The organism is Brevundimonas diminuta (genome assembly GCF_039673845.1).
GTDB lineage: Bacteria > Pseudomonadota > Alphaproteobacteria > Caulobacterales > Caulobacteraceae > Brevundimonas > Brevundimonas diminuta_E.
Genome location: NZ_JBDJMK010000010.1, coordinates 74,919 through 96,152, shown reverse-complemented (window position 1 = coordinate 96,152; position 21,234 = coordinate 74,919). Strand labels below are relative to the sequence as shown.

General features: G+C 66.0%; 16 protein-coding genes. 11 read left to right on the top strand and 5 right to left on the bottom strand.

Features of this window, described 5'->3' with window-relative positions:
- Nucleotides 1-19: 19 nt before the first annotated feature.
- On the bottom strand, nt 20-334 hold the full coding sequence (locus tag ABE454_RS12370; protein ID WP_346532079.1) for a hypothetical protein: 315 nt from the start codon (nt 332-334) through the stop codon (nt 20-22).
- A gap of 333 nt (nt 335-667) precedes the next feature.
- Here ABE454_RS12370 and ABE454_RS12365 point away from each other — a divergent pair, with 333 nt between their 5' ends.
- Entirely contained in the window at nt 668-3,589 is a 2,922-nt protein-coding gene (locus ABE454_RS12365; protein WP_346532078.1) for a TonB-dependent receptor plug domain-containing protein, read from the top strand.
- Between the two features lie 146 nt (nt 3,590-3,735).
- Here ABE454_RS12365 and ABE454_RS12360 read toward each other — a convergent pair whose 3' ends face one another.
- Nucleotides 3,736-6,069 (bottom strand): S9 family peptidase, encoded by a 2,334-nt coding sequence (locus ABE454_RS12360; protein WP_346532076.1) that lies wholly within the window; start codon nt 6,067-6,069, stop codon nt 3,736-3,738.
- 154 nt (nt 6,070-6,223) lie between these two features.
- Between ABE454_RS12360 and ABE454_RS12355 the strand changes: the two genes are divergently transcribed.
- The 5 genes from ABE454_RS12355 (at nt 6,224) to ABE454_RS12335 (ending at nt 11,532) form a co-directional block, all read left to right on the top strand.
- Nucleotides 6,224-7,252 (top strand): Ldh family oxidoreductase, encoded by a 1,029-nt coding sequence (locus ABE454_RS12355; RefSeq protein ID WP_346532074.1) that lies wholly within the window; start codon nt 6,224-6,226, stop codon nt 7,250-7,252.
- A gap of 49 nt (nt 7,253-7,301) precedes the next feature.
- The gene (locus ABE454_RS12350) at nt 7,302-8,741 is read left to right on the top strand and encodes an aldehyde dehydrogenase family protein (protein WP_346532072.1); all 1,440 of its coding nucleotides are present in this window, start codon (nt 7,302-7,304) and stop codon (nt 8,739-8,741) included.
- Nucleotides 8,742-8,814: 73 nt separating this feature from the next.
- Complete coding sequence (locus ABE454_RS12345) at nt 8,815-9,744, top strand: dihydrodipicolinate synthase family protein (protein ID WP_346532071.1); 930 nt, start codon at nt 8,815-8,817, stop codon at nt 9,742-9,744.
- 12 nt (nt 9,745-9,756) lie between these two features.
- Nucleotides 9,757-10,755: a 4-hydroxyproline epimerase gene (locus ABE454_RS12340; RefSeq protein WP_346532070.1), complete on the top strand. Its 999-nt coding sequence runs from the start codon at nt 9,757-9,759 to the stop codon at nt 10,753-10,755.
- A gap of 84 nt (nt 10,756-10,839) precedes the next feature.
- Nucleotides 10,840-11,532: a GntR family transcriptional regulator gene (locus tag ABE454_RS12335; RefSeq protein ID WP_346532068.1), complete on the top strand. Its 693-nt coding sequence runs from the start codon at nt 10,840-10,842 to the stop codon at nt 11,530-11,532.
- A gap of 9 nt (nt 11,533-11,541) precedes the next feature.
- On the opposite strand, the gene ABE454_RS12330 is transcribed toward ABE454_RS12335, so the two are convergent.
- Nucleotides 11,542-12,396 (bottom strand): sulfite exporter TauE/SafE family protein, encoded by an 855-nt coding sequence (locus tag ABE454_RS12330; RefSeq protein ID WP_346532066.1) that lies wholly within the window; start codon nt 12,394-12,396, stop codon nt 11,542-11,544.
- Nucleotides 12,397-12,493: 97 nt separating this feature from the next.
- Here ABE454_RS12330 and ABE454_RS12325 point away from each other — a divergent pair, with 97 nt between their 5' ends.
- The 4 genes from ABE454_RS12325 to ABE454_RS12310 all read left to right on the top strand — a co-directional run bounded on the left by ABE454_RS12325 (nt 12,494) and on the right by ABE454_RS12310 (nt 17,065).
- Nucleotides 12,494-13,669 carry a M24 family metallopeptidase gene (locus tag ABE454_RS12325; RefSeq protein ID WP_346532064.1) on the top strand — a complete coding sequence of 392 codons (1,176 nt, stop codon included), beginning with the start codon at nt 12,494-12,496 and terminating at the stop codon, nt 13,667-13,669.
- Entirely contained in the window at nt 13,666-14,916 is a 1,251-nt protein-coding gene (locus ABE454_RS12320; protein WP_346532062.1) for an NAD(P)/FAD-dependent oxidoreductase, read from the top strand. The genes ABE454_RS12325 and ABE454_RS12320 overlap by 4 nt, the downstream gene beginning before the upstream one ends.
- A 92-nt stretch (nt 14,917-15,008) precedes the next feature.
- Nucleotides 15,009-15,893: an SDR family NAD(P)-dependent oxidoreductase gene (locus ABE454_RS12315; protein ID WP_346532061.1), complete on the top strand. Its 885-nt coding sequence runs from the start codon at nt 15,009-15,011 to the stop codon at nt 15,891-15,893.
- Entirely contained in the window at nt 15,890-17,065 is a 1,176-nt protein-coding gene (locus ABE454_RS12310; RefSeq protein ID WP_346532059.1) for an acetyl-CoA C-acyltransferase, read from the top strand. The genes ABE454_RS12315 and ABE454_RS12310 overlap by 4 nt, the downstream gene beginning before the upstream one ends.
- Nucleotides 17,066-17,107: 42 nt before the next feature.
- On the opposite strand, the gene ABE454_RS12305 is transcribed toward ABE454_RS12310, so the two are convergent.
- Together ABE454_RS12305 and ABE454_RS12300 are read right to left on the bottom strand one after the other, a co-directional pair.
- The gene (locus ABE454_RS12305; protein WP_346532057.1) at nt 17,108-18,295 is read right to left on the bottom strand and encodes an MFS transporter; all 1,188 of its coding nucleotides are present in this window, start codon (nt 18,293-18,295) and stop codon (nt 17,108-17,110) included.
- 237 nt (nt 18,296-18,532) lie between these two features.
- The gene (locus ABE454_RS12300) at nt 18,533-19,174 is read right to left on the bottom strand and encodes a TetR family transcriptional regulator (RefSeq protein WP_346532056.1); all 642 of its coding nucleotides are present in this window, start codon (nt 19,172-19,174) and stop codon (nt 18,533-18,535) included.
- Between the two features lie 190 nt (nt 19,175-19,364).
- Between ABE454_RS12300 and ABE454_RS12295 the strand changes: the two genes are divergently transcribed.
- Nucleotides 19,365-21,107, top strand: a complete 1,743-nt coding sequence (locus tag ABE454_RS12295) for an amidase (RefSeq protein WP_346532054.1) — start codon at nt 19,365-19,367, stop codon at nt 21,105-21,107.
- The last annotated feature ends 127 nt before the right edge of the window (nt 21,108-21,234 follow it).

Sequence of the window (21,234 nt, the reverse complement as noted above, 5' to 3'; positions counted from 1 at the left end):
GCAGGGCGCAGGCTTCCGATCAGATCCTTGGCGGTCGGTTCAGCCGGTCCGGGGCCAGCGATGCGCCGCTCTCATTCTTCAGCACGGGACGGCTGGCCTTGAACTGCGGCCCGGCGACATGCAGGTCGCCGCTGGACTGGCGCTCGGCGGGATGGTGGCAATGACCGTGGATGTCGCCGCCCAGTTCGCCGTGTCCTTCGTCGCCGTTGTCCACGCTGTGGACCGCAGTCACGAGGGCGTCCGGCGCACAGACAGCGGCGTCCAACGCAGGCGCGACCATGAAGGCGGCGAAGACCAGCGTCAGGGCCGCAAACAGGTTCGCCAATGTCTTCATCGACCGGGGCATGGTCGTCTAGGTAGGCGGCGCTCTGAGCGAAAACAATCTGTTATAAGGTTCAGGCGTGAAGGCGATTTTGCGTCCTGTGGTCGCAGGCTCGCGCCGATGAAATCTTTCGTATGCTGGCGCTGAGCTCGATCCGTCTGCTCTTGCTGAGCTGAAATCTTGCACTTTCCGATGGTTAGCGTCGCTGCATCTCTGCTCGGGCAGATGAGAGGCTGACGATCCATGCGCCTGCCGCCAGCCAACAGAAGGTGATGTTTGGACAACGTCGGTATATAGTATACAGTATCTCTTTGGGGAAATGCTCCAAAGGGAGGGATTTGAAGAATGCGTACGCTAGAGGCGCCCCACGTGGCGCGCGGGGAGTTGCGAAAGAAGCTTTGGGCGGCGGGCGTCAGTCTGGGCGTGTTGGCCATGCCCGGCGTGGGGTATGCGCAACAGCACGAGGCCACAGCCGATCAACCTGCTCAGGTTGATGAGATCGTGGTCACTGGCTCACGCCTGCAACGCAGCGGCATTGATGCGCCGACGCCGACCATGGCGATGACGGCCGAGACGATCGAGGCCAAGGGCATCACCAACATCGCCGAAATGTTGAACGAGATGCCGCAGGTGGCGACGGGCCTGTCGAACGCCAACACCAGCTACAGCTTCGGCAATATCGGTCTGAACCAGGTCAACCTGCGCAATCTGGGCGTGCGACGCACCCTGACGATGGTGAACGGCCGTCGCCGGGCGGGTACGCCGGACGATTCCAACTTCCTGGCCTTTGATCTGGGCAATATTCCCACCACCCTGGTGAAAAGGGTCGAGGTCCAGACAGGCGGCACTTCGGCCGTCTATGGAGCCGACGCCGTGGCCGGCGTGGTGAACCTGATCCTCAAGGACGATTTCGACGGCCTTGAAGCCAATGTTCAATACGGCTCTGACGGCGGTGGTGTTTACGACACCCTGACCTATGGCGTGACCGCCGGGGTGAACCATGATCACGGCAACGCCGTCCTGCATGTCAGCCGCACCGAAAGCGGCGGCCTGACGCGGGGCGATCGTGGTCTGGGGACCGCCTATCGTTTCGTGTCGAACCCGGCCAACAAGACGTCGGATGACGGCGTTCCGGCGCGGATCCCGATGCGTGACCTGCGCTATGCCTATTTCGCGCTGGGGACGCCGACGGGCTATCTTCCGTTCGGCAAGAACGGCGCATGGACGGATACGATCTTTGATTCCGCCAGCCAGACCTTCCGTCCGCTGAACGCCGGAGAGCGGGGCGTGATTGACGGCTCCTATTCCACCGAAGAAGGCGGAAATCAGAACGCCGACACCCTGGTTGCGCCGCTGGAACGGACCAATGTCTACGCCAAGGCCGACTATCGTCTGACTGATAAGCTGAAGGTCTTCACCGAAGCGGTCTTCGCCGACATCACCGCCCGCGACCGGATCAGCGCGGTGTTCGATTCATGGAGCGGCGCCGTCTCGATCGACAACCCCTTCATGCCGACGGCGGTCCGCGACGGTCTGATCGCGGCGGGCGAGGATTCGATGGAGTACGCCCGCTCTCATGACGAGTTCGGCATGCGCGGCACTGACATGAACCGCAAATATTACAGCCTGGCCGCCGGGTTGGAGGGCGAGTTCGGCCAGACCTGGAAGTGGTCGACGGTGTTTGAATACGGCAAGTCGCAGACCAGCAACCGTAATCTGAATGACCGTATCGACGGGCGCTGGTTCGAGGCGCTGGACGCCATACGCGATCCATCCAGCGGTGATATCGTCTGTCGCAGCGTCGAGGCGCGGGCGCGCGGCTGCGTGCCGGTCAATATTTTCGGGCAAGGCACGATTTCGCCCGAAGCCGTGGATTATGTCCGCGCGGACCATACCTCGACCACGGACACCAGCCAGACCCTGATCCAGGGACTGATCGCGGGCGACCTGTTCCAGTTGCCGGCCGGTGCGGTGAAGGTGTCCGCGGGCGCCGAGTATCGCAAGGACGAGATCGACTTCCGACCCTCATACGTCTGGGAGAATGCGCTGGGTTTCTTCGCCAGCCAGTTCTCGCCGATCAAGCAGAGCAATGATGTTCGCGAAGCCTTTGTGGAAGTGCTGGCGCCGCTGGTGCGGGACAAGCGCTTCGTCCATTCGCTGGAAGTCGAGGGCGCCTATCGCATCTCGGACTACGAACGCGCGGGCAGCGTTGAATCCTGGAAGCTGGCAGGGTCTTGGGCGCCGATCCCGGACATCCGTTTTCGCCTGACCAAGGCGACGGCCGTGCGCGCGCCGTCGCTGGGCGAGATGTTCAATCCCGGCAGTCGCGGCGCATCGGGCCTGAGCGATCCCTGCGACCCCAATCTGCTGGACAGCGGCACCGAGAACCGTCGCAAGAACTGTCTGGCGCTGGGCTTTGATCCCGTCACATGGGATCCGAACACCCGCCGGATGACGACCCTGGTGTTCAGCACGGGCAATCCCGATCTGGGCGTCGAAGAGGCCGACACCATGACGGTGGGAGCGGTGATCCGTCCGCGCTTCCTGCCGGGCTTCGCCTTCTCGACCGACTATTACAAGATCAAGCTGGACGGCGGCATTTCCCGCATCGGCGCACAGCAGACTGTCGACAACTGCGTCGACCTGGCGTCGCTGGACAACCAGTTCTGCGGGATGCTGACGCGCAAGCCGGACGGCAATCTGTATGAGGTGCTGGACAGCTACATCAACGTGGCTTCGTTCGAGGTGGAGGGCGTCGATTTTGAGGCCACCTATCGCGCCGAGGTGGCGGACCTGTTGCGACGCGACGGCGACCTGGGCCGTATCAGCCTGCAGGGCGTCGCCAGCTATCTGAAACACAATATTTTCATCGACCGGGATGTAGCGACCGGCGAAGAAACCGCTTTTGACTACGCCGGAGAGGCGGCCAATCCCAAGTGGCGGGGCATGTTGAACGCCACCTATTATCGGGGGCCGATCCAGGTGAACTGGTCCAGCCGTTTCGTCAATGAAACGGTGACCAACAACAGCCTGCTCAACCCGGCTGAAGATGTCGGCAGCTACTATAACATCCCGTCGGTCTGGTATCATGACCTGTCTGTTGCTGTGGATACGCCGATGGACGTTCGCATCACCGCCGGGATTCGAAATCTGTTCGACGAAGGACCGCGTGACCATCCCTCGACCGCACGCGGAAACATGGGAATGGACGACCTGATCGGCCGCTTCTTCTTCCTGGGCGCCAAGTGGCGCTTCGGCGGGCAGTAGGCTCAAGACCCCATTCTTGAGGCCGGGAGAGGGGACGGATCGCCAGCCGTCCCCTTTTCTTTGCGCCGCATTTGGACGCAGAGGTTTCAGGCGTGAAAAAAGGCGGGCCGCATGACCCGCCTTTACCTTTTGTCGTTAAGAGGATCTCAGTCGAAGGCGCGCATCTGATAGGCGGGCGGCGGCGTTTCGTGCAGCAGTTCACGCACGAAGAAGTCCCAGCGCCGCCGCTGATAATAGGGCACGGCGTCCAGATAGTGGTCCGCGTTCGGCACCATCAGGAAGTCGAAGTCCTTGTTGGCCTTGATAAGCGCGTCGACCAGACGCAGTGACGCGGCAGGCGGCACGTTCTCGTCCAACTCTCCGTGAGCGACGAACAGGCGGCCCTCCAGCTTGGGCGCCCAGGTGATGTTGGAGTTCTCGTCGTAGAGCGGGCCCAGTTGCTCGCCCATCCACTGTTCATTCCAGATCGCCTTGTCGAGACGATTGTCGTGGTTGCCCGAGGCGGTGACGCCGACCTTGTAGAACTCGGGATGACGGGTCATGGCGCGCATGACGTCATAGCCGCCCGCCGAGAAGCCGTAGATGCCGACGCGGTCCGCATCCATCCATGAATGGCGCGAGGCGACGTCGCGGATGCCCGCGATGTGGTCGTCCAGGCCGACGCCGTGCAGGTTCTTATAGGCGACCTGCTGGAAGGCGCGCGAACGGCCCCAGGTGCCGCGACCGTCGATGGTCACGGTGATGACGCCCAACTGGGCGATGGAGTTGGCGTTGCGGCCGGTCATCGCCGTTTCAAATGACTTGGGCGTCATGACGTGGTGCGGACCGGTGTAGATGTCTTCGATGATCGGATAGCGTTTGGCGGGATCGAAATCGGCGGGCTTGAACAGGGCGCCGTAGATCGGAGTCACCCCATCCGCGGCGACCGTCTGGAACGCTTCGGGCAGGCGATAGCCTGCGGCCAGATAGGCGCTGATGTCGGCACGGCCCAGTTCCATGACCACGCGCCCGTCGCTGGATCGGCGCAGGACCGAGCGGGTCGGCTGGTCGATGGTGGACATATTGTCCACGAAGAAGCGACCGTCTGGCGAGGCGGACACGTCATGGTCCATCGCCTCAGGCGTCAGCAGGCGCGGCTGTCCGCCTGTCGCCGGGATGGAATAGAGATGGCGCAGATAGGGATCGCGCCCCGCCTCGCGACCTGAGCCGACGACCAGCAGGCGTTTGGCTTTCTGGTCTGCGCCCGCCACGGATCGTGCGCGCCAGTCGCCGGATGTGATCTGACGCCGGGCGCCGGTTCTGGCGTCGACGCTGTAGATGTGGGCGTAGCCGTCGGGGTCGGCTGTCCAGTAGTGGGTGTCGGATTTGTCATCATAGGACCAGTGGTGACCATAGAAGTCGACGTAGGTGTCTGAACGATCTTCGGTCAGCAGGCGCGCCTCGCCGGTTTCGGCCTCGATGCGGTGCAGTTGCAGGGCGCCGTATCCGCGCACGGCGAACCTCTCGAAAACGGCGCGGCTGTCGGCGCTCCATTCATAGTATGGGCCGCCGTAATAGAGCACTGGGCGCGCCGGGGTCTGCATGGCGATGTTGCGGCCGCTGGCGACCTCGATGACCACGCCTTCGGCCATGGCGGCCTCGGTGTCGCCAGTCAGCGGGTAGAGGTAGTCCAGCACGCGCGGCGGCCCGCCGTCCCTGGGCGTCGACTGCACGAGGGACAGGCGACGCGCCTGATCGCGATTGATGCGATAGGTGGCGATGTAGCGGGAGTCAGGCGACCACCAGATCGCCGGGCGCACCGTCGGATTTGACGTGCCTTGCGCCACCATGTCGTTGAGGTTGATCAGGGGCGTGGCGTAGGGCGAAGCGCCGCCGTCACGGGTCAGCCGGCGTTCGACGCTATCGGCCGTGGAGACGACGACCAGATCGCCGTCGCGCACGATGGCGCGCCACAGACCATCCGGGGATTCCACGCTCTTGTCAGCGGCTTGGGCGACGGCCTCGACGGCGCCTGTGGCGGGATCGAAGCGCCAGTTACGACCATCATGAGAGAATTCCAGACGACGGGTCGCGGCGTCCACCTTCAGGCCTTTAAGTTCCAGATTTCGGCGTGTCAGCGGCTTGCCGGAAGCGGCGCTGAGGCGGGTGACCATGAGGTCGTGGTCGAAGAGAGGGGCGGTGCGACTGACGGCGCCTTCTACAAAGACATAGTCGCGCCCGGCAGGCGTGCGTCGCTCGAACCAGAAGTCGGCGCCTTCGCCGATCCATTGCGGCCGGACGCTGAGCCCGAAGATCAGCTCACCGACATGTTGCGGCAGGACCGCTTCAGCCCGGCGATAGACTGCGGCGGACATGGCTGTCGCAGAGGTCTGGGCAGCGGCTTCGGGCGCCGCTGTCGTCGTCGCGGCGAAGGCGGGCGTCAGGGCCAGCGGCGCAGCGCTGGTCATCAGCAGCACGGCCAGGGCGGATAGGCGCTTCATAGGTTTCTCCCCCTCAAAATCGGATACAGTATCTGATAATGAAGTGGTGAAGCTGAACGGGGCCGACGTCAAGCGCCGGTTGTATTGCGATTGGGCTTGATGTTTTCCAAGCGCACCGGCAACTTCGTATACGATTCAAGGTCGGGAGAGTGATGTGAGCGTGTTTGAGGCCCAGGAGACGGTCGCCCTGTCGATTGACGAGGTGTTCGCCCTGTCGCGGCGGGTTCTGACGGGGGCAGGGCTGTCGGTTGCGCACGCCGAGGCGGTGGCCCGGGTCATCACGGCGGGCGAGCGGGACGAGTGCGCTTCGCATGGGCTTTACCGGCTGCCGGGCTGCGTCATGACGATCCGGTCGGGCAAGCTGTCGCTGGATGCGGAGCCGGTGATCGAGGATGCGTCGCCTGCGCTGGTGCGGGCCGATGCGTGTCATGCCTATTCCCTGCTGGCGTTCGAGCGGGCGGCGCCGTTGTTGGCGCAGAAGGCCAGGGCGGTCGGGGTGGCGGCGCTGGTCATCAACAACTGCTTCCATTTTTCCGCCCTGTGGCCCGAGATCGAGCAGTTGACCGGGATGGGCGTGGCGGCGCTGGCCATGACGCCCAGCCATTCGTGGGTGGCGCCGGCGGGCGGCAAGCAGGGGCTGCTGGGCACCAATCCGATCGCCTTCGGCTGGCCGCGTCCGGGGCCGTATCCTTACGTCTTCGACTTCGCCACCAGCGCGATCGCGCGCGGAGACATGGCGCTGCACGACATCGCCGGAAAGCCGATCCCCGAGGGCTGGGGCGTGGACGCCGAGGGGCGGCCGACGACGAATGCGCGCGCGGCGCTGGACGGAGCCATGCTGACCTTCGGCGGGCATAAGGGCTCGGCCCTGTCGACCATGATCGAACTGATGGCGGGGCCGTTGATCGGCGATCTGACCAGCCGCGAGTCGATGGCCTTTGACGACGGCGCCAAGGCGGCGCCCATGCATGGCGAACTGATTTTGGCCCTTGATCCGGCTGTCATGGGCGGCGGCGATGTCGAGGCCAACGCCGCGCGGGCCGAGGCCCTGTTCGCCGCCTTCGCCGATCAGGGCGCGCGGCTGCCGTCGCAGCGTCGCTATGAAGCGAGGGCCCGCAGTCTCAAGCATGGGGTGCGCACGCCCAAGGTGCTTTATGATCAGATTCAGGCCCTGGGCTTCTGACTTCTTTCCTATCTTCTGACGATACCGACGCACGGACGAAAGACACGCCATGACCGCGACCATCGAACTGAGCCACTGGATCAACGGCGAGCGCCGGGGGGCGGGAACGGTCGAGAGCCTGAACCCGTCCGACACGCGCGAGGTGGTGGCGCTGGCCCCCGAAGGCGGCGTGGCCGAGGTCGATGAGGCGGTGGCGGCGGCTTCGGCGGCGTTCGACGGCTGGGCGGGAGCCTCGCCCGAGGTGCGCTCGGACGTGCTGGACCGCGCCGGGACGCTGCTGATGGAGCGGCGCGAGGCGGTCGGCCGCCTGCTGTCGCGCGAAGAGGGCAAGACCCTGGCCGAGGGCATCGGCGAGACGGCCCGCGCCGCCCGCATCCTGAAGTATTTCGCTGGCGAAGCCCTGCGTCTGCACGGCCAGAATCTGTCCTCGACCCGGCCGGGGGTGGAGGTTCAGACCTATCGTCAGCCGGTCGGGGTGTTCGGCCTGATTACGCCGTGGAACTTCCCCATCGCCATTCCGGCGTGGAAGGCGGCGCCTGCGCTGGCCTTCGGCAATACGGTGGTGATCAAGCCCGCCAGCCATACGCCTGCGACGGCCGAAGCACTGGTCGCCATCCTGCATGAGGCAGGGCTGCCCAAGGGGGTGCTGAATCTGGTCATCGGCGGCGGCCGGGTGGGGCAGGCCATTGTCGACCACAAGGATGTGGCGGGCGTCAGCTTCACCGGCTCGCAAGGGGTCGGCGCGGGCGTCGCCGCCGGGGCTGCGGCGCGTCAGGCGCGGGTGCAACTGGAGATGGGCGGCAAGAACCCGTTGATTGTGCTGGACGACGCCGATCTGGACCGCGCGGTGAACATCGCGCTGGACGGCAGCTTCTTTGCGACGGGGCAGCGTTGCACGGCGTCCAGTCGTCTGATCGTGCAGGATGGAATCCACGACCGCTTCGTGGCGGCGCTGGCCGAGAAGGTCGCCGCCCTGCGCGTCGGTAACGCCCTTGATCCTGACACTCAGGTCGGCCCGGCGGTCAGCGAGGCCCAGCGCGAGACCTCCTATCGCTATATCGACATCGCTGCGTCCGAGGGCGGGCGCATCGTCTCAGGCGGCGGTCGCCTGAACCGCGAGGCGCCCGGCTGGTATGTCGAGCCGACCCTGATCGCCGACACCGATCCGGCCATGCGCATCAACAATGAAGAGGTGTTCGGTCCGGTCGCCTCGACCATCCGCGTCAAGGATTACGAAGAGGCGCTGGCCGTCGCCAACGGCGTTGAGTTCGGCCTGTCAGCGGGCATCGTCACCCAGTCGCTGAAGCACGCGCGCGATTTCCAGCGCCGCGCAAAGGCGGGTATGACCATGGTCAATCTGGCCACGGCGGGCGTCGACTATCACGTGCCGTTCGGCGGCACGAAGGCCTCGTCCTACGGCCCGCGCGAGCAGGGTTTTGCGGCGGCCGATTTCTTCACTCTGACCAAGACCAGTTACAGCGCCGGATAGGCGAACTTCGCTTGACTTCGCTCCAGATCAGATATCGTATACGAAAATAAATCTGTTTGAGGAGGCGTAGCTTATGGCTGGGGCGAAGTTGGACTGGACCGGGGTGATCCCGGCGGCGACCACGCAATTCGATGAGGGGCTGGCGGTCGATCTGGACGCCACCCAGACGGTGCTGGACGGCCTGATCAAGGACGGCGTCGACGCCATCATCGTCATGGGCACGGTCGGCGAGAACAACTCGCTGGAGCCCGAGGAAAAGCGCGCCGTGCTGAAGGCGGCGGTCGAGGTCGCCGACGGCCGCGTGCCGATCATCACCGGGGTCAGCGAACTGACCACGGCGCGGGCCGAAGCCTACGCCCGAGACGCCGAGACCATCGGCGTGGACGCCCTGATGGTGCTGCCCGCCATGGTCTATGTGCCGACGCAGGCGGAGCTTGAGGCGCATTTCCGCGCCGTGGCGGCGGCCAGCGGCCTGCCCAACATGCTCTACAACAACCCGCTGATGTATCGGCAGACGCTGAACAACGACGACCTGCGTCGTCTGTCGGACGTGCCGAACATCGTGGCCCTGAAGGAAAGCGCCCCGGACTCGCGGCGCATCACCGACATCTTCAACGAACTGGGCGACCGTTACGCGGTCATGGTCGGTCTGGACGATGTGGCGCTGGAAGGCATGATTCTGGGCGCCAAGGGCTGGGTGTCGGGCCTGACCAACGCCTTCCCCGAAGAGTCGGTAGCCCTGGTCAAGGCGGTCAAGGACGGCGATATCGCCCGCGCGCTGGAGATCTATCGCTGGTTCATGCCGCTGCTGCACCTGGATTCGGTGTCGGATCTGGTTCAGTCGATCAAGCTGTCCGAAATGATCATGGGCCGGGGCAGCGAGCGGGTCCGTATGCCGCGTATGCCGCTGGCGGGCGCCCGTCGGGCCGAGGTCATCGCCATGGTCGAGAAGGCGGCGGAAACGCGCCCGATCGGCTCGGGCAAGGCTGTGAAGATCGTCTGATCGGGACACTGAATGCGCGACGTCTTCTTCTGCATTGACGGTCATACCGCCGGCAACCCGGTTCGCCTGGTCGCCGGCGGCGCGCCCCTGTTGTCAGGGGCGAGCATGGCCGAGCGTCGGCTGGATTTCCTCAGCCGCTACGACTGGATCCGCACATCACTGTGCTTCGAGCCGCGCGGCCACGACATGATGAGCGGCGGCTTCCTGTATCCGCCGACCCTGCCGGATGCGGACGCGGGCATCCTGTTCATCGAGACCAGCGGCTGCCTGCCCATGTGCGGCCATGGGACCATCGGCATGATCACCTTCGGCATTGAGCACGGCCTGATCCGGCCGCGCACGCCGGGGCGGCTGAAGGTCGAGGTTCCGGCGGGTGTTCTCGACATCGCCTATGAGACCGAGGGCGACCGCGTGACCTCGGTGCGCATCCGCAACGTCCCGGCCTATCTGGCGGCGGAAGGGATCGAGATCGACGTTCCGGGCCTCGGTCCGCTGAGCGTCGATGTCTCCTACGGCGGCAACTACTACGCCATCGTCGAGCCGCAGGGCGCCTATGCCGGGCTGGATGATCTGGGCGCCAGCCGCATCATCGAACTGAGCGGTCTGGTGCGTGAGCGGGTGCGGGCGGCCTTCCATCCGGTTCACCCGGACGAGCCCTCGATCAACGGCGTCAGCCACGTCCTGTGGGCCGACAGGCCGAAGGGGCAGGGCGCGGACGGCCGCAACGCCGTCTTCTATGGCGACAAAGCCATCGACCGCAGCCCGTGCGGCACCGGCACCTCTGCGCGGCTGGCTCATCTGCACGCCAAGGGGCGGCTGAAGGTCGGCGACGCCTTCGTCCACGAAAGCTATATCGGCAGCCGCTTCATCGGCCGGGTCGAGGCCGAGACGACAGTGGGCGACCACAAGGCGATCGTGCCCTCGATCGAGGGCTCGGCCATCGCCACCGGCTTCAACACCATCTGGGTGGATCGTCGCGATCCCTTCTGGGCGGGCTTTCAGGTGGTGTGACGCATTCCGCATCGTAATTGCGGCCAGCGCGGGTTATGGCTGGGTCGGGCGACCGGCCCAGCCTTTTCGACCTGATGAACCTGCATGGCCGCATCCCCGCTTGAAGTCCGCACCCTGTCCGACCGCCTGATGGAGGTGGTGCGCGACATGATCCTGTCGGGCGCGATCGCGCCTGACGTGGCGATCCGGCAGGACGCGCTGGCGGCCGAACTGAACGTCTCCAAGATTCCTCTGCGCGAGGCCCTTGTGCGGTTGGAGCAGGACGGGCTGGTGGTGTCGCACGCCAACCGGGGCTTCTTCGTGCGGGGCATGAGCGCCGCCGAGGCTGAGGAAATCTACGAACTGCGCCTGAAGCTGGAGCCGGAAGCGGCGGCCAAGGCCTGCCTTGTCGCTGATGAGGGCCAGAGGGCGGAGGCCACGCGCCTGCTGGCCGAACTGGACGCGGCGGCGGCGGCGCACCTGCCCAGCGTGGGGCCGCTGAATCACGCTTTCCATATGGCGCTGGTCCGACCGGGCGACCGCGTGCTGACGGCCGAGATCACCAGCCGCCTGCACATCATGGCCGACCGCTATGTGCGCAAACACCTCGAGAACAAGTCGCGCCATTTGACGGCCGCCGCCGAGCATCAGGAACTGCTGCGCGCATGGCTGGACCGCGATGCGGCGACGGTCAGCCGACTAGCCACGGCGCACATTGAGCACACCCTGCACGACCTGCGCGAAGAACTGAGCCAGACTGCGGACACGGTCGTGACGCGCAAGGGCCAACGGCGTTAATCTGGGGCGCTAACTGCGGGCGCGACAGGCCGTCAGCAACAGATTGGCCGCCGCATAAAGCACCACAACGACCACGCCCCATCGCAGCACGGTCAGCGGTAGCGAGGTGATGACGAACGCCGCCAGCAGCACGGCCGGTATGCCGCCGATGGCCATGCCCAGCACCAGCCGCAGGTCGATACGCTCGCTGCGGATGAAGCGCAGGCTCGATACCGGCATCAGAAAGGCGCAGGCGCCCATCATGATGGGAAAGGCCGCCGTCGGGTTCATCCCCATCAGGCTGAGCATGATCAGGGACGGCGCATAGAGGCCGATGCCGAAGCTCATCAAGGCGCCCATGACCAGGTGCGCCAGCACGGCGAGGATGAACAGATTTCCTTCCAGAGACACCGCCTCGCCGCCCGCAGGCATCAGGTTCAGATTGGTCATGGCGTAGAGGGCGGCGGCGATCAGCAGGGCCGCGCCCACCACCACCTGAACCGCCCGCACCGGCAGGCGCAGCACGATGGGCGCGCCGATGACAGCCCCCAGGATCGAGGCGCCGATGCAGGCGATCAGCAGCACCGGATCGACCTGGATCAGCTTCATGAACACCAGCCCCTGCATCACCGTGGGCAGACAGTGGCCCGCGTTCAGCACGGCGGGCAGAAAGCTGTCGGGTACCAGCTTGCGGAACCGCAGCCACGCCGTCGTCGGCGCGAACGACCCTATGCCCAGCGCATCGAAGAAGTTGGCGACGGCGCCGATGGCCACGCCTTCAACCTTGGGCCTGAGCTCGCCGCGCGCCCGCGCCGTGCGCACCAGTTGGACAGCATAAAACGCGGCCAGCAGGGCCAGCGCCGTCAGAAGAACGGCTATGATCATGATGTTTCCCTCCCCCGAGGATCTCGCCGCCCTTGCCGGACGATCCGAGGCATGAAAGAAACATGATCAGAAATCAGATACAATATACGTTGATGCGATGACCTTTGTTGCTCCCGCCGCTGCGCCGATCACCGCCGATGAGCGCCGCGCCCGTATCCGCACCCTGGCTGCAGGGTTGAAGGAGGCGGGGCTGGCCGCCCTGCTGCTCGGCCCGACCACGTCGCTGCGCTATTATACGGGGCTGGACTGGCATCCGTCCGAGCGTCTGACCGGCGCCCTGATCCATGCCGACGGCCGTGTGGAATACGTCTGTCCCCGGTTCGAGCGTGACAAGGTCGCGGGGCTGACAGGCTCGCCCGACGGCGTCGCCGGCGACATCCTGACGTGGGAGGAAGAGGAAAGCCCCTATGCCCTCGTCGCCGCGCGTCTGGCTGACGACGGCGTTCTGGCGGTGGACGATCAGACGGCGACCTTCATCTGGCTGGGCCTCAGCCGTGTTTTAGGGGCGGACCGGATCACCGACGGCGCGTCCCTGATCTTGAAGCAGCGCAGCCTGAAATCACCCGCTGAAATCGCCCTGCTGCAACGCGCCAAGGCCATTACGCTGGAGGTCCAGCGCCGCACGCGTCACTGGCTGAAGGCGGGCGTGCGTACCTCTGAGGTCAAGGCTTTCATCGACGCCGAACACCGCGCTCTGGGCGGCGAGGGCGGCTCGTGGTTCTGTCTGGTGTCCTTCGGCGACGACACCTGCCTGCCGCACGGAGGCGAGGGCGACCGCGCGCTTCAGGTCGACGATGTGGTGCTGATCGATACCGGGACGCTGGTCGACGGCTATCACTCTGACATCACCCGCACCTATGTCTTCGGCCGACCGACGGACGATTTCCGCCGTGTCTGGGACCATGAAAAAGAGGCGCAGGCCCGCGCCTTCGCCGCCGCCCGCAACGGGGCGCCGTGCCACAGCGTCGATGACGCCGCGCGCGACTGGCTGAGCAGTGTCGGTTACGGTCCCGACTACTGCCTGCCGGGCCTGCCGCACCGCACCGGTCACGGCATCGGTCTGGACATCCATGAAGCGCCCAATCTGGTGCGCGGCGACGCCACGCCGCTGGCGCCCGGAATGTGTTTCTCGAACGAGCCGATGCTGGTCATTCCGGGGCGGTTCGGCGTGCGTCTGGAAGACCACTTCTACATGACCGAGGACGGCCCGGTCTGGTTCACCCAGCCGTCGCACAGTCTGGACGACCCCTTCGGCGAGGGCGCCTCTGCATGAAGACGGCGCAGCGCTGGGCTATCATCGGCGGCGGTCTGGTCGGGACGGCGACGGCCCTGCGGCTTCAGGCGGCGGGCTTCGAGGCGACGCTGATTGATCCGGGCGATCCCCGGCGCGGCGCCTCGTTCGGCAACATCGGCCACATCGCCGCCGAGCAGTGCGAACCCATGCCCTCGCCGGCGACGCTGAAAAGCGCTTTCGGACGCCTGTTCGTCCTTGGCGGGCCGTTGGATTTCCGGGCGAGAGATATGGCGCTGTGGGGACCATGGGCGTTGCGGTTTCTGGCGGCCTCGCGCCCAACGGCGGCAGCACACGGCGCCCGGATGCTGGCGCATCTGCTGGATGATCCGTTGGGCGCATGGCAGCGTCTGGCCGCGCTGGCTCAGGCGCCGGACGACCTGATCCGCCCGACCGGCCATGCGGTCGTCTGGTCCACGCCCGAGGCGGCCCGACGGGGACTGGAGGCATGGCGCAACGCCCGTACGGGCAAGGCCCGTTTTCGCCCTCTGGAAGCCGATGAACTGGCCGCATGGGACGGCGTTCTGACATCACGCCCGGCCGGAGGAATCCGCTTCACCGGCACCGGTCAGGTCAGCGAGCCTCAGCGCGTGCGCGACGTCCTCACGGCGGCCTTCACTGGTCGAGGAGGGCGCGTGATGCAGGCCGAGGCGCGGCGCCTGAACCCTATGTCGGACGGCGTCGAAATTGTCCTGGAGGACGACGCAGTCGTCGATGCTGATCGGGTGGTCGTCGCGGCGGGCGCATGGTCGGCGCCTCTGCTGGCGCCGCTGGGCTTGACGATCCCCCTGATCGGCGAGCGCGGCTATTCCGTCCAGTCCGCCCAGCACGACTGGCCTGACGACCTGCCGCTGACCGTGTTTGAGGATCGCGCCCTCGTCGTGGCGCGCTTCAAAGGGGGCCTGCGCGCCTCCAGCCACGTCGAGTTCGGCGCGCCATCGGCTCCGCCTGACGCGCGCAAATGGCGCCGGATCGAGGATCAACTGCGCGCGCTGGGCGTGGCTTTTTCCGAGACGCCCGACCGCTGGTGCGGGCCGCGCCCGACGCTGGCCGACTATCTGCCCGCGATCGGCAGGTTACAGGCGCATCCGGCCATTCACTACGCCTTCGGTCACCAGCATCTGGGTCTGACCCTGGCCGCCTTCACGGCCGAGACGATGGAGCAACTGGCCCTGGGCCACTCACCACCTGCATGGATGAACGCCCTGCAGATCGAGCGTTTCGGCTGAAGACGATATGGTTCTGACGAATGGCGCTGGCGGCGGCGAGCAAGATGGATAAGCTGAAGCCAACGTTTGTTATGACATCATCGGAGGAACGCATGTTGCTGAAGGATCGGGTTGCGATCGTGACGGGGGCGGGCGGGGGCCTTGGCCGCTGTCATGCGCTGTATCTGGCCTCAAAGGGCGCGAAGGTCGTGGTCAACGACCTGACCGAAGCAGCGGCTCAGGGCGTGGTGGACGAGATCGCCGCGGCGGGCGGTCAGGCGATGGCGGCGGCAGGCTCCGTCACCGACGTCGACGCGGTTCAGGCCATGGTGGATGCGACGATGAAGGCCTGGGGCCGCATCGACATCCTGATCAACAACGCCGGCATCCTGCGCGACAAGAGCTTCTCGAAGATGACGCTCGATGACTTCCGCCTTGTGGTGGATGTGCATCTGATGGGGGCGGCGATCTGCTCCAAGGCCGTGTGGGAGATCATGCGCGAGCAGAACCATGGCCGCATCGTCATGACCACTTCGTCCTCGGGTCTGTATGGCAACTTTGGTCAGGCCAACTATGGCGCGGCCAAGCTGGCGCAGGTCGGCCTGATGCAGACGCTGGCTATCGAAGGCGCAAAATACAACATCAAGGTCAACGCCCTGGCGCCGACCGCCGCCACCCAGATGACGGCGGGCATTCTGTCGGATGAGGTGCTGAAGGCGCTGGATCCGGCGCTGGTCAGCCCGGGCCTGCTGGCTTTGATCAGCGATGACGCGCCGACGCGGGCCATTCTGTGCGCGGGCGGCGGCCACTTCGCCACGGCCAACATCACCCTGACGCCGGGCGTACGCATCGGCGGCGGCGAGGGTGCGGGCGAGCAACTGATCGCGCGCTGGGCCGAGGCGTCAAGCCGCGAGGGCGAGATCGTGCCGGACTACGGCTTCCAGCAGGCGGCGCAGGAAATGGCTTCGGCGGGCGTGAAGGGCCCGGTGTCGGCATGAGGCGCGACGCTGTCATCGTTTCGACCGCCCGCACCCCGATCGGGCGCGCCTATCGCGGCGCCTTCAACGCCACGCCGTCGCCGACGCTGGCGGCCCACGTCCTGAGCCATGCGGTGCAGCGCGCGGGCGTCGATCCGGCCGAGGTCGAGGACTGTCTGCTGGGCTGCTCCCTGCCGCAGGGCGTGCAGCAGTCGGTCGGCCGCACGGCGGCGCTGGCGGCGGGCTTCCCCGTCTCGGTGGCGGGGATGACGATGGACCGCCAGTGCTCATCGGGCCTGATGACCATCGCCACGGCGGCCAAGCAGATCATCGTCGACCAGATGCAGATCGCTGTCGCGGGCGGGGTGGAGTCCATCTCCATGGTCCAGACCGAGCAACTGCGCGTCGAACCCGACCCTCTGGTCCTGCAACACCAGCCAGACGCCTATATGTCCATGCTGGACACCGCCGAGACGGTGGCGCGCCGTTACGGCATCGGCCGCGAGGCGTGCGACGCCTATGCCCTGCAATCGCAGCAGCGCACGGCGGCGGCGCAGGCGGCGGGCCGTTTCGACGACGAGATCGTACCCCTGGCTTCGCGCATGAAGGTCGTCGACAAACAGACCGGCGAAGTCACCTGGCGCGACCTCACCCTGCAGCAGGACGAAGGCGCGCGCGCCGACACCACGTTGGAGGGCCTGAACAGCCTGCGCACCGTCTTCCCGGACGGCACGGTGACGGCAGGCAACGCCAGCCAGCTGTCTGACGGCGCCTCGGCCTGCGTGCTGATGGAGGCGGGCGAGGCCGAACGCCGGGGCCTGCAACCGCTGGGCCGCTATGTCGGCACGGCCGTCGCGGGCGTGCGCCCTGACGAAATGGGCATCGGCCCGGTCGTGGCGGTGCCGCGCCTGCTGGAGCGGTTCAACCTCAAGGTCAGCGACATCGGCCTGTGGGAGCTGAACGAGGCTTTTGCGGTTCAGGTCCTCTATTGCCGCGACCAGTTGGGCATCCCGGACGAGCGTTTGAACGTCAACGGCGGCGCCATCTCGATCGGCCACCCGTACGGCATGTCGGGCGCGCGCATGGTCGGCCACGCCTTGATCGAGGCGCGCCGACGCAGCGAACGCTACGTCGTCATCACCATGTGCGTGGGCGGCGGCATGGGCGCGGCGGGGCTGTTCGAAGTGCTGTGATTTGAGCGCCCCCATCCAGATGACGGGATGGGGGCGTTTGCCTCAGCCTGCGGGCGCTGTCGTCGCCGTGCGCAGCGAAAAGGTCAGCGCCAGCCCTGCTGCTGCGGCGATCGCCCCGACCAGGAAGATAACGCCGAAACCGCTGCGGTCCGCCAGCATTCCGGCGAGCGGGCCGGTCAGGCCGTAGGACAGGTCCTGAAAGGCGCTGAACCCGCCCAGCGCCGTGCCCCGCAGGTGCGGCTGGACCCTCTGGACCACTTCGCGTCCCATGGCCGGGAAGATCAGCGAACAGCCGACGCCGGTCAGGAAGGCGCCCGCCAGGGCGACCATGCCGTTGGGCGCGGCCCAGATCATGGCCTGCCCAACGACCTCGATCCCGAGAGAGCCCAGCGCGACCGGAATCCCGCCGATCCGGTCGGTCAGCCCGCCGAACAGCACCCGCATCAGCACGAAGCCGCCGCCGAACAGGGTGAAGCCCAGACCGGCCCCGCCCCAGCCGTTGGCCATGAAATACAGGATGAAGAAGGAGGTGATGGCGGCAAAGCCTATGCCCTGCAGGCAGACCACCGCCCCGTGACGCCAGATGTCGGCCAGCACGCTGATCAGGCCTGGACGCTCGGCGTGCGGCACAGGGGCCGGTCCCGACATCCCGTTGGCGGCGATCAGACCCAGACACGGCAGCACGGTCGCCACAGCCATGGCGCCGATAAAGCCGAAATGGGCGGCGACGCCCGCCCCGATGGGTCCGCCGACAGCAAAGGCGCCATAGATGGCCGCTCCGATCAGCGACAGCACCCGACCCGAGCGCGCCGGTCCCATCAGGCCGATGCCCCAGCCGACCACGCCGACGGTGACAAGGCTTTCGCCCACGCCGATGACCAGCCGCCCCGCAATCAGCACGGCGAGGGCGGCGACGGGCGCGTCGATGAACCCGGCCGCCATGCAGACGACCGCGCCGACGACATAGAAGATCAGACCGCGCATGACGGCGGGCTTTCCGCCCTCGCGGTCGGTGATCCGGCCTGCGTAGCCCCGGCTCAGGATGGTGGACAGGAAGGCGACGCCCACCACCAGACCCGCCCAGGCGTTGGACAGGCCCAGGGTCTGCGTCACATGGACGGGCAGCACGGCCAGAGGAACGGCCACGCACAGATAGGCCAGAAACAGCAGGGCGGTGAGAATATAGAGACTGGCGTCCGGACTGCGGGACGCGACGGTCTGCGGCGTCATGGGGAGGCTCGCTTATGATCGTGAACAGGAAGGGAAGAGGCGCAGGGCGTCTTCGTCATCCCGAAAATACGACGAAACATTCGCGTTTATTATTCGCATCGCCTGCAGGCGATGCATCGGGCGTCATCTCATTGAACGAAAACAACTAAAATTACGCCATGGAGAACTCTGCGGACAGGTTCGCGTCGAGTGTGTCACGTTTTCAGAACGTCCGCACCGGCCCCGCGACGGCGGTTTTCAGCCCTCGGCCCGCACCTTTGCAAAGGTCAGATAGGCGATGAACATATCGGCCATGGCGTCGGCCTGAACCTGAATGTCTTCGTCATTGCGCGGGGTTTCCGAGAACCGCTTGGCCACGCTGGTCAGGGTCGACATGATCAGGTCGCCGATCAGCCTGCGCTCATCCTCGGGCGTCCGGGGCAGGACTTCGCGCATGAAGGCCCGCAACATGGGATTGGTCTTGCCCCGCACCTCTATGGCCTCGGGCGCATCGCGATACAGGGGGGCGGCGTCGGACAGGGCGTTGCGCACCGTGGCCTCATCGCACTCGGACTTCACGAAGGCGCGGACCAGATCGCGCAGACGGTCCTCGGCGGGCTGGCCCTGATCCTCCAGTATGGCGCTCAGCATCTCGTGGTTGCGGCGCCATTCGTCGCTCTGCAGACGGAACAGGATCGAGGCCTTGTTGGGGAAGTATTGATACAGCGACCCGACGCTGACCCCGGCCCTTTCGGCGACCCGCGCCGTGGTGAAACGAGCGGCGCCGTCTTCCGCCAGAACGCGCACGGCGGCTTCCAGAATCGTCGCGACCAGATCCGCCGAGCGCGACTGCTTGGGCTCTTTTCGCGTGGCGATGCGGGGAGGCGGAGAAGCAGCCACGGCGCGTCCGGTCAGGATGAAAAGGAATGCGAAGGATTATTCGCATTGAGGGCGTCCCACGACAAGACGCCTGCATGCCCCTGTCGGTCAGGACGACTGTACAGTGACGCTGAGCCTTGCCAGTCGCCGCCGCATGACCAATGAAGAGGCGCCCGGCGCGCTCTAAGAGCTGGTCGATGATCGAAGAGATATGATGCGTACGCTTTTCCTGTCTGCCGCCGCCCTGGCCCTGACGGCCTGCAGTTCAAATCTGGCGGTGCAGGAGGCGGGGCCTCGGACCTTGCCGGTTCTACAGGCGCAGAGGGCGCCGATGGCGGTGACGAACCTGTCGATCGACGCCTTCCATCAGGCCATGTCGCGGGGCGAGGTTTCATGCCGCGATATGGTCCAGACCTATCTGGACCGGATCGCCGCCTATGATCGCCAAGGGCCGTCGCTGAACAGCCTGATTACGGTCAACCCGGCGGCGCTGGAACGGGCGGATGAACTGGACCGGCTCTATTTCTCGATCGGGCGGATGCAGGGGCCGCTGCACTGCGTGCCGGTGGCGGTGAAGGACAATATCGACACCGTCGACATGCCGACGACCGCCGGTTCGTTGGCGCTGAAGGACAGCCGCCCGGTCGCCGACGCCTTCATCGTCGCGCGTATCCGCGAGGCGGGCGGCGTGATCCTGGCCAAGGCCAATCTGGATGAGTTCGCTTTCGGCTATGGCGGCGCCTCGGCCGTCGGCGGTCAGGCCCGCAACGCCTATATTCTGAGCAACAGTCCGGGCGGGTCGTCGTCCGGCACCGGCGCCGCCATCGCCGGGGGTCTGGCCATGGTCGGGCTGGGCACGGATACGGGCGGATCGGTGCGGGTGCCGTCCGCCGTGCAGGGGCTGTATGGCCTGCGCCCCACGCTGAGGCTGCTCAGCCAGAACGGCATCGTCCCGCTGGCCCACAGTCAGGACACGGCAGGGCCGATGTGCCGTCAGGTGCAGGACTGCGCCGTCCTGATGGACGTCATGATGGGACATGACGCCAGCGCCGACAGCGGCCAGCGTGCGGCCAAGGCGTTCGACGCCCCGCTGGTCGCCGGCGCCGAGGCCTATCTGGACATGACGGGCGGTCGCGAGGCCCTGGCGCTGAACCTTGACGCCGCCGCCCTGCGCGGCGCGCGCATCGGGGTGGTGCGCGAGTTGTTCCCGGCTCCCGATGAAGACAATAGGGCGTTTCTGGACGCGCTCGAACAGGCCATCGGCCGCATGGCGCAAGGCGGCGCTGTGATCGAGGATATCTCCATCGACGATCTGGAGGGCGTGATCGGTCAGAAGGATGTCGACATCCCCGGCAACCCGGGTCGTTTCGCCAGCCTGTCCGCCTATGAGTTCGTGCCGGACCTGACCCGGTATCTGAACCGCTGGAGTTCAGACGCCGACGGCCATCCGCGTTCGGCGCAGGCTGTCGCCGAGGCGCTGGAACAGCATCCGCAAGAGGCGCAGGCCCTGCGCGCCTTCAAGAGCTATCTGGCCAATGACGCCCAGGCTCAGGACGCCAGCACGGACGGCTACCGGAACTATCGCCGCAACCATATTTCCCGCGACGGCTACGTCATCCCTCGGGTTACAGCGGCGCTGGACAATACGGACTTCACCACGAACGCGTCGCGCGGGGCGAAATACGACGTCCTGATCTATCCCGTGCTGCAGGGCCTGAACGGCCCGACCGTCAAGGCAGGCGGCAGCAACCGCCTCAGCGCCTTCACCGGCTTCCCGGCGCTGGCCTTCCCGGTTGGGTTCGTCCGGAATGGGGCGGACTCCAGTCTTGATCAACCGGTGGCCCTGGAAATGCTGGGACGCCCGTTCTCGGAGGGTCGCCTGCTGTCCCTCGCCTTTGGCTGGCAGCAGATTCTGGGGCCGGTGGAGCCTCCAGCGTCAACGCCGGAGCTTTGAAGATTTGCCTGTAGGTTAGGGCTTAATGCAGAGGCGGCGCTGTGGATGATCCACTGCGCCGCCCAGAATTATTTCTAAGAATTAGCGCGGCATGTCTTGAATGCTAAGTGCTTCAGGAGGGCCTATG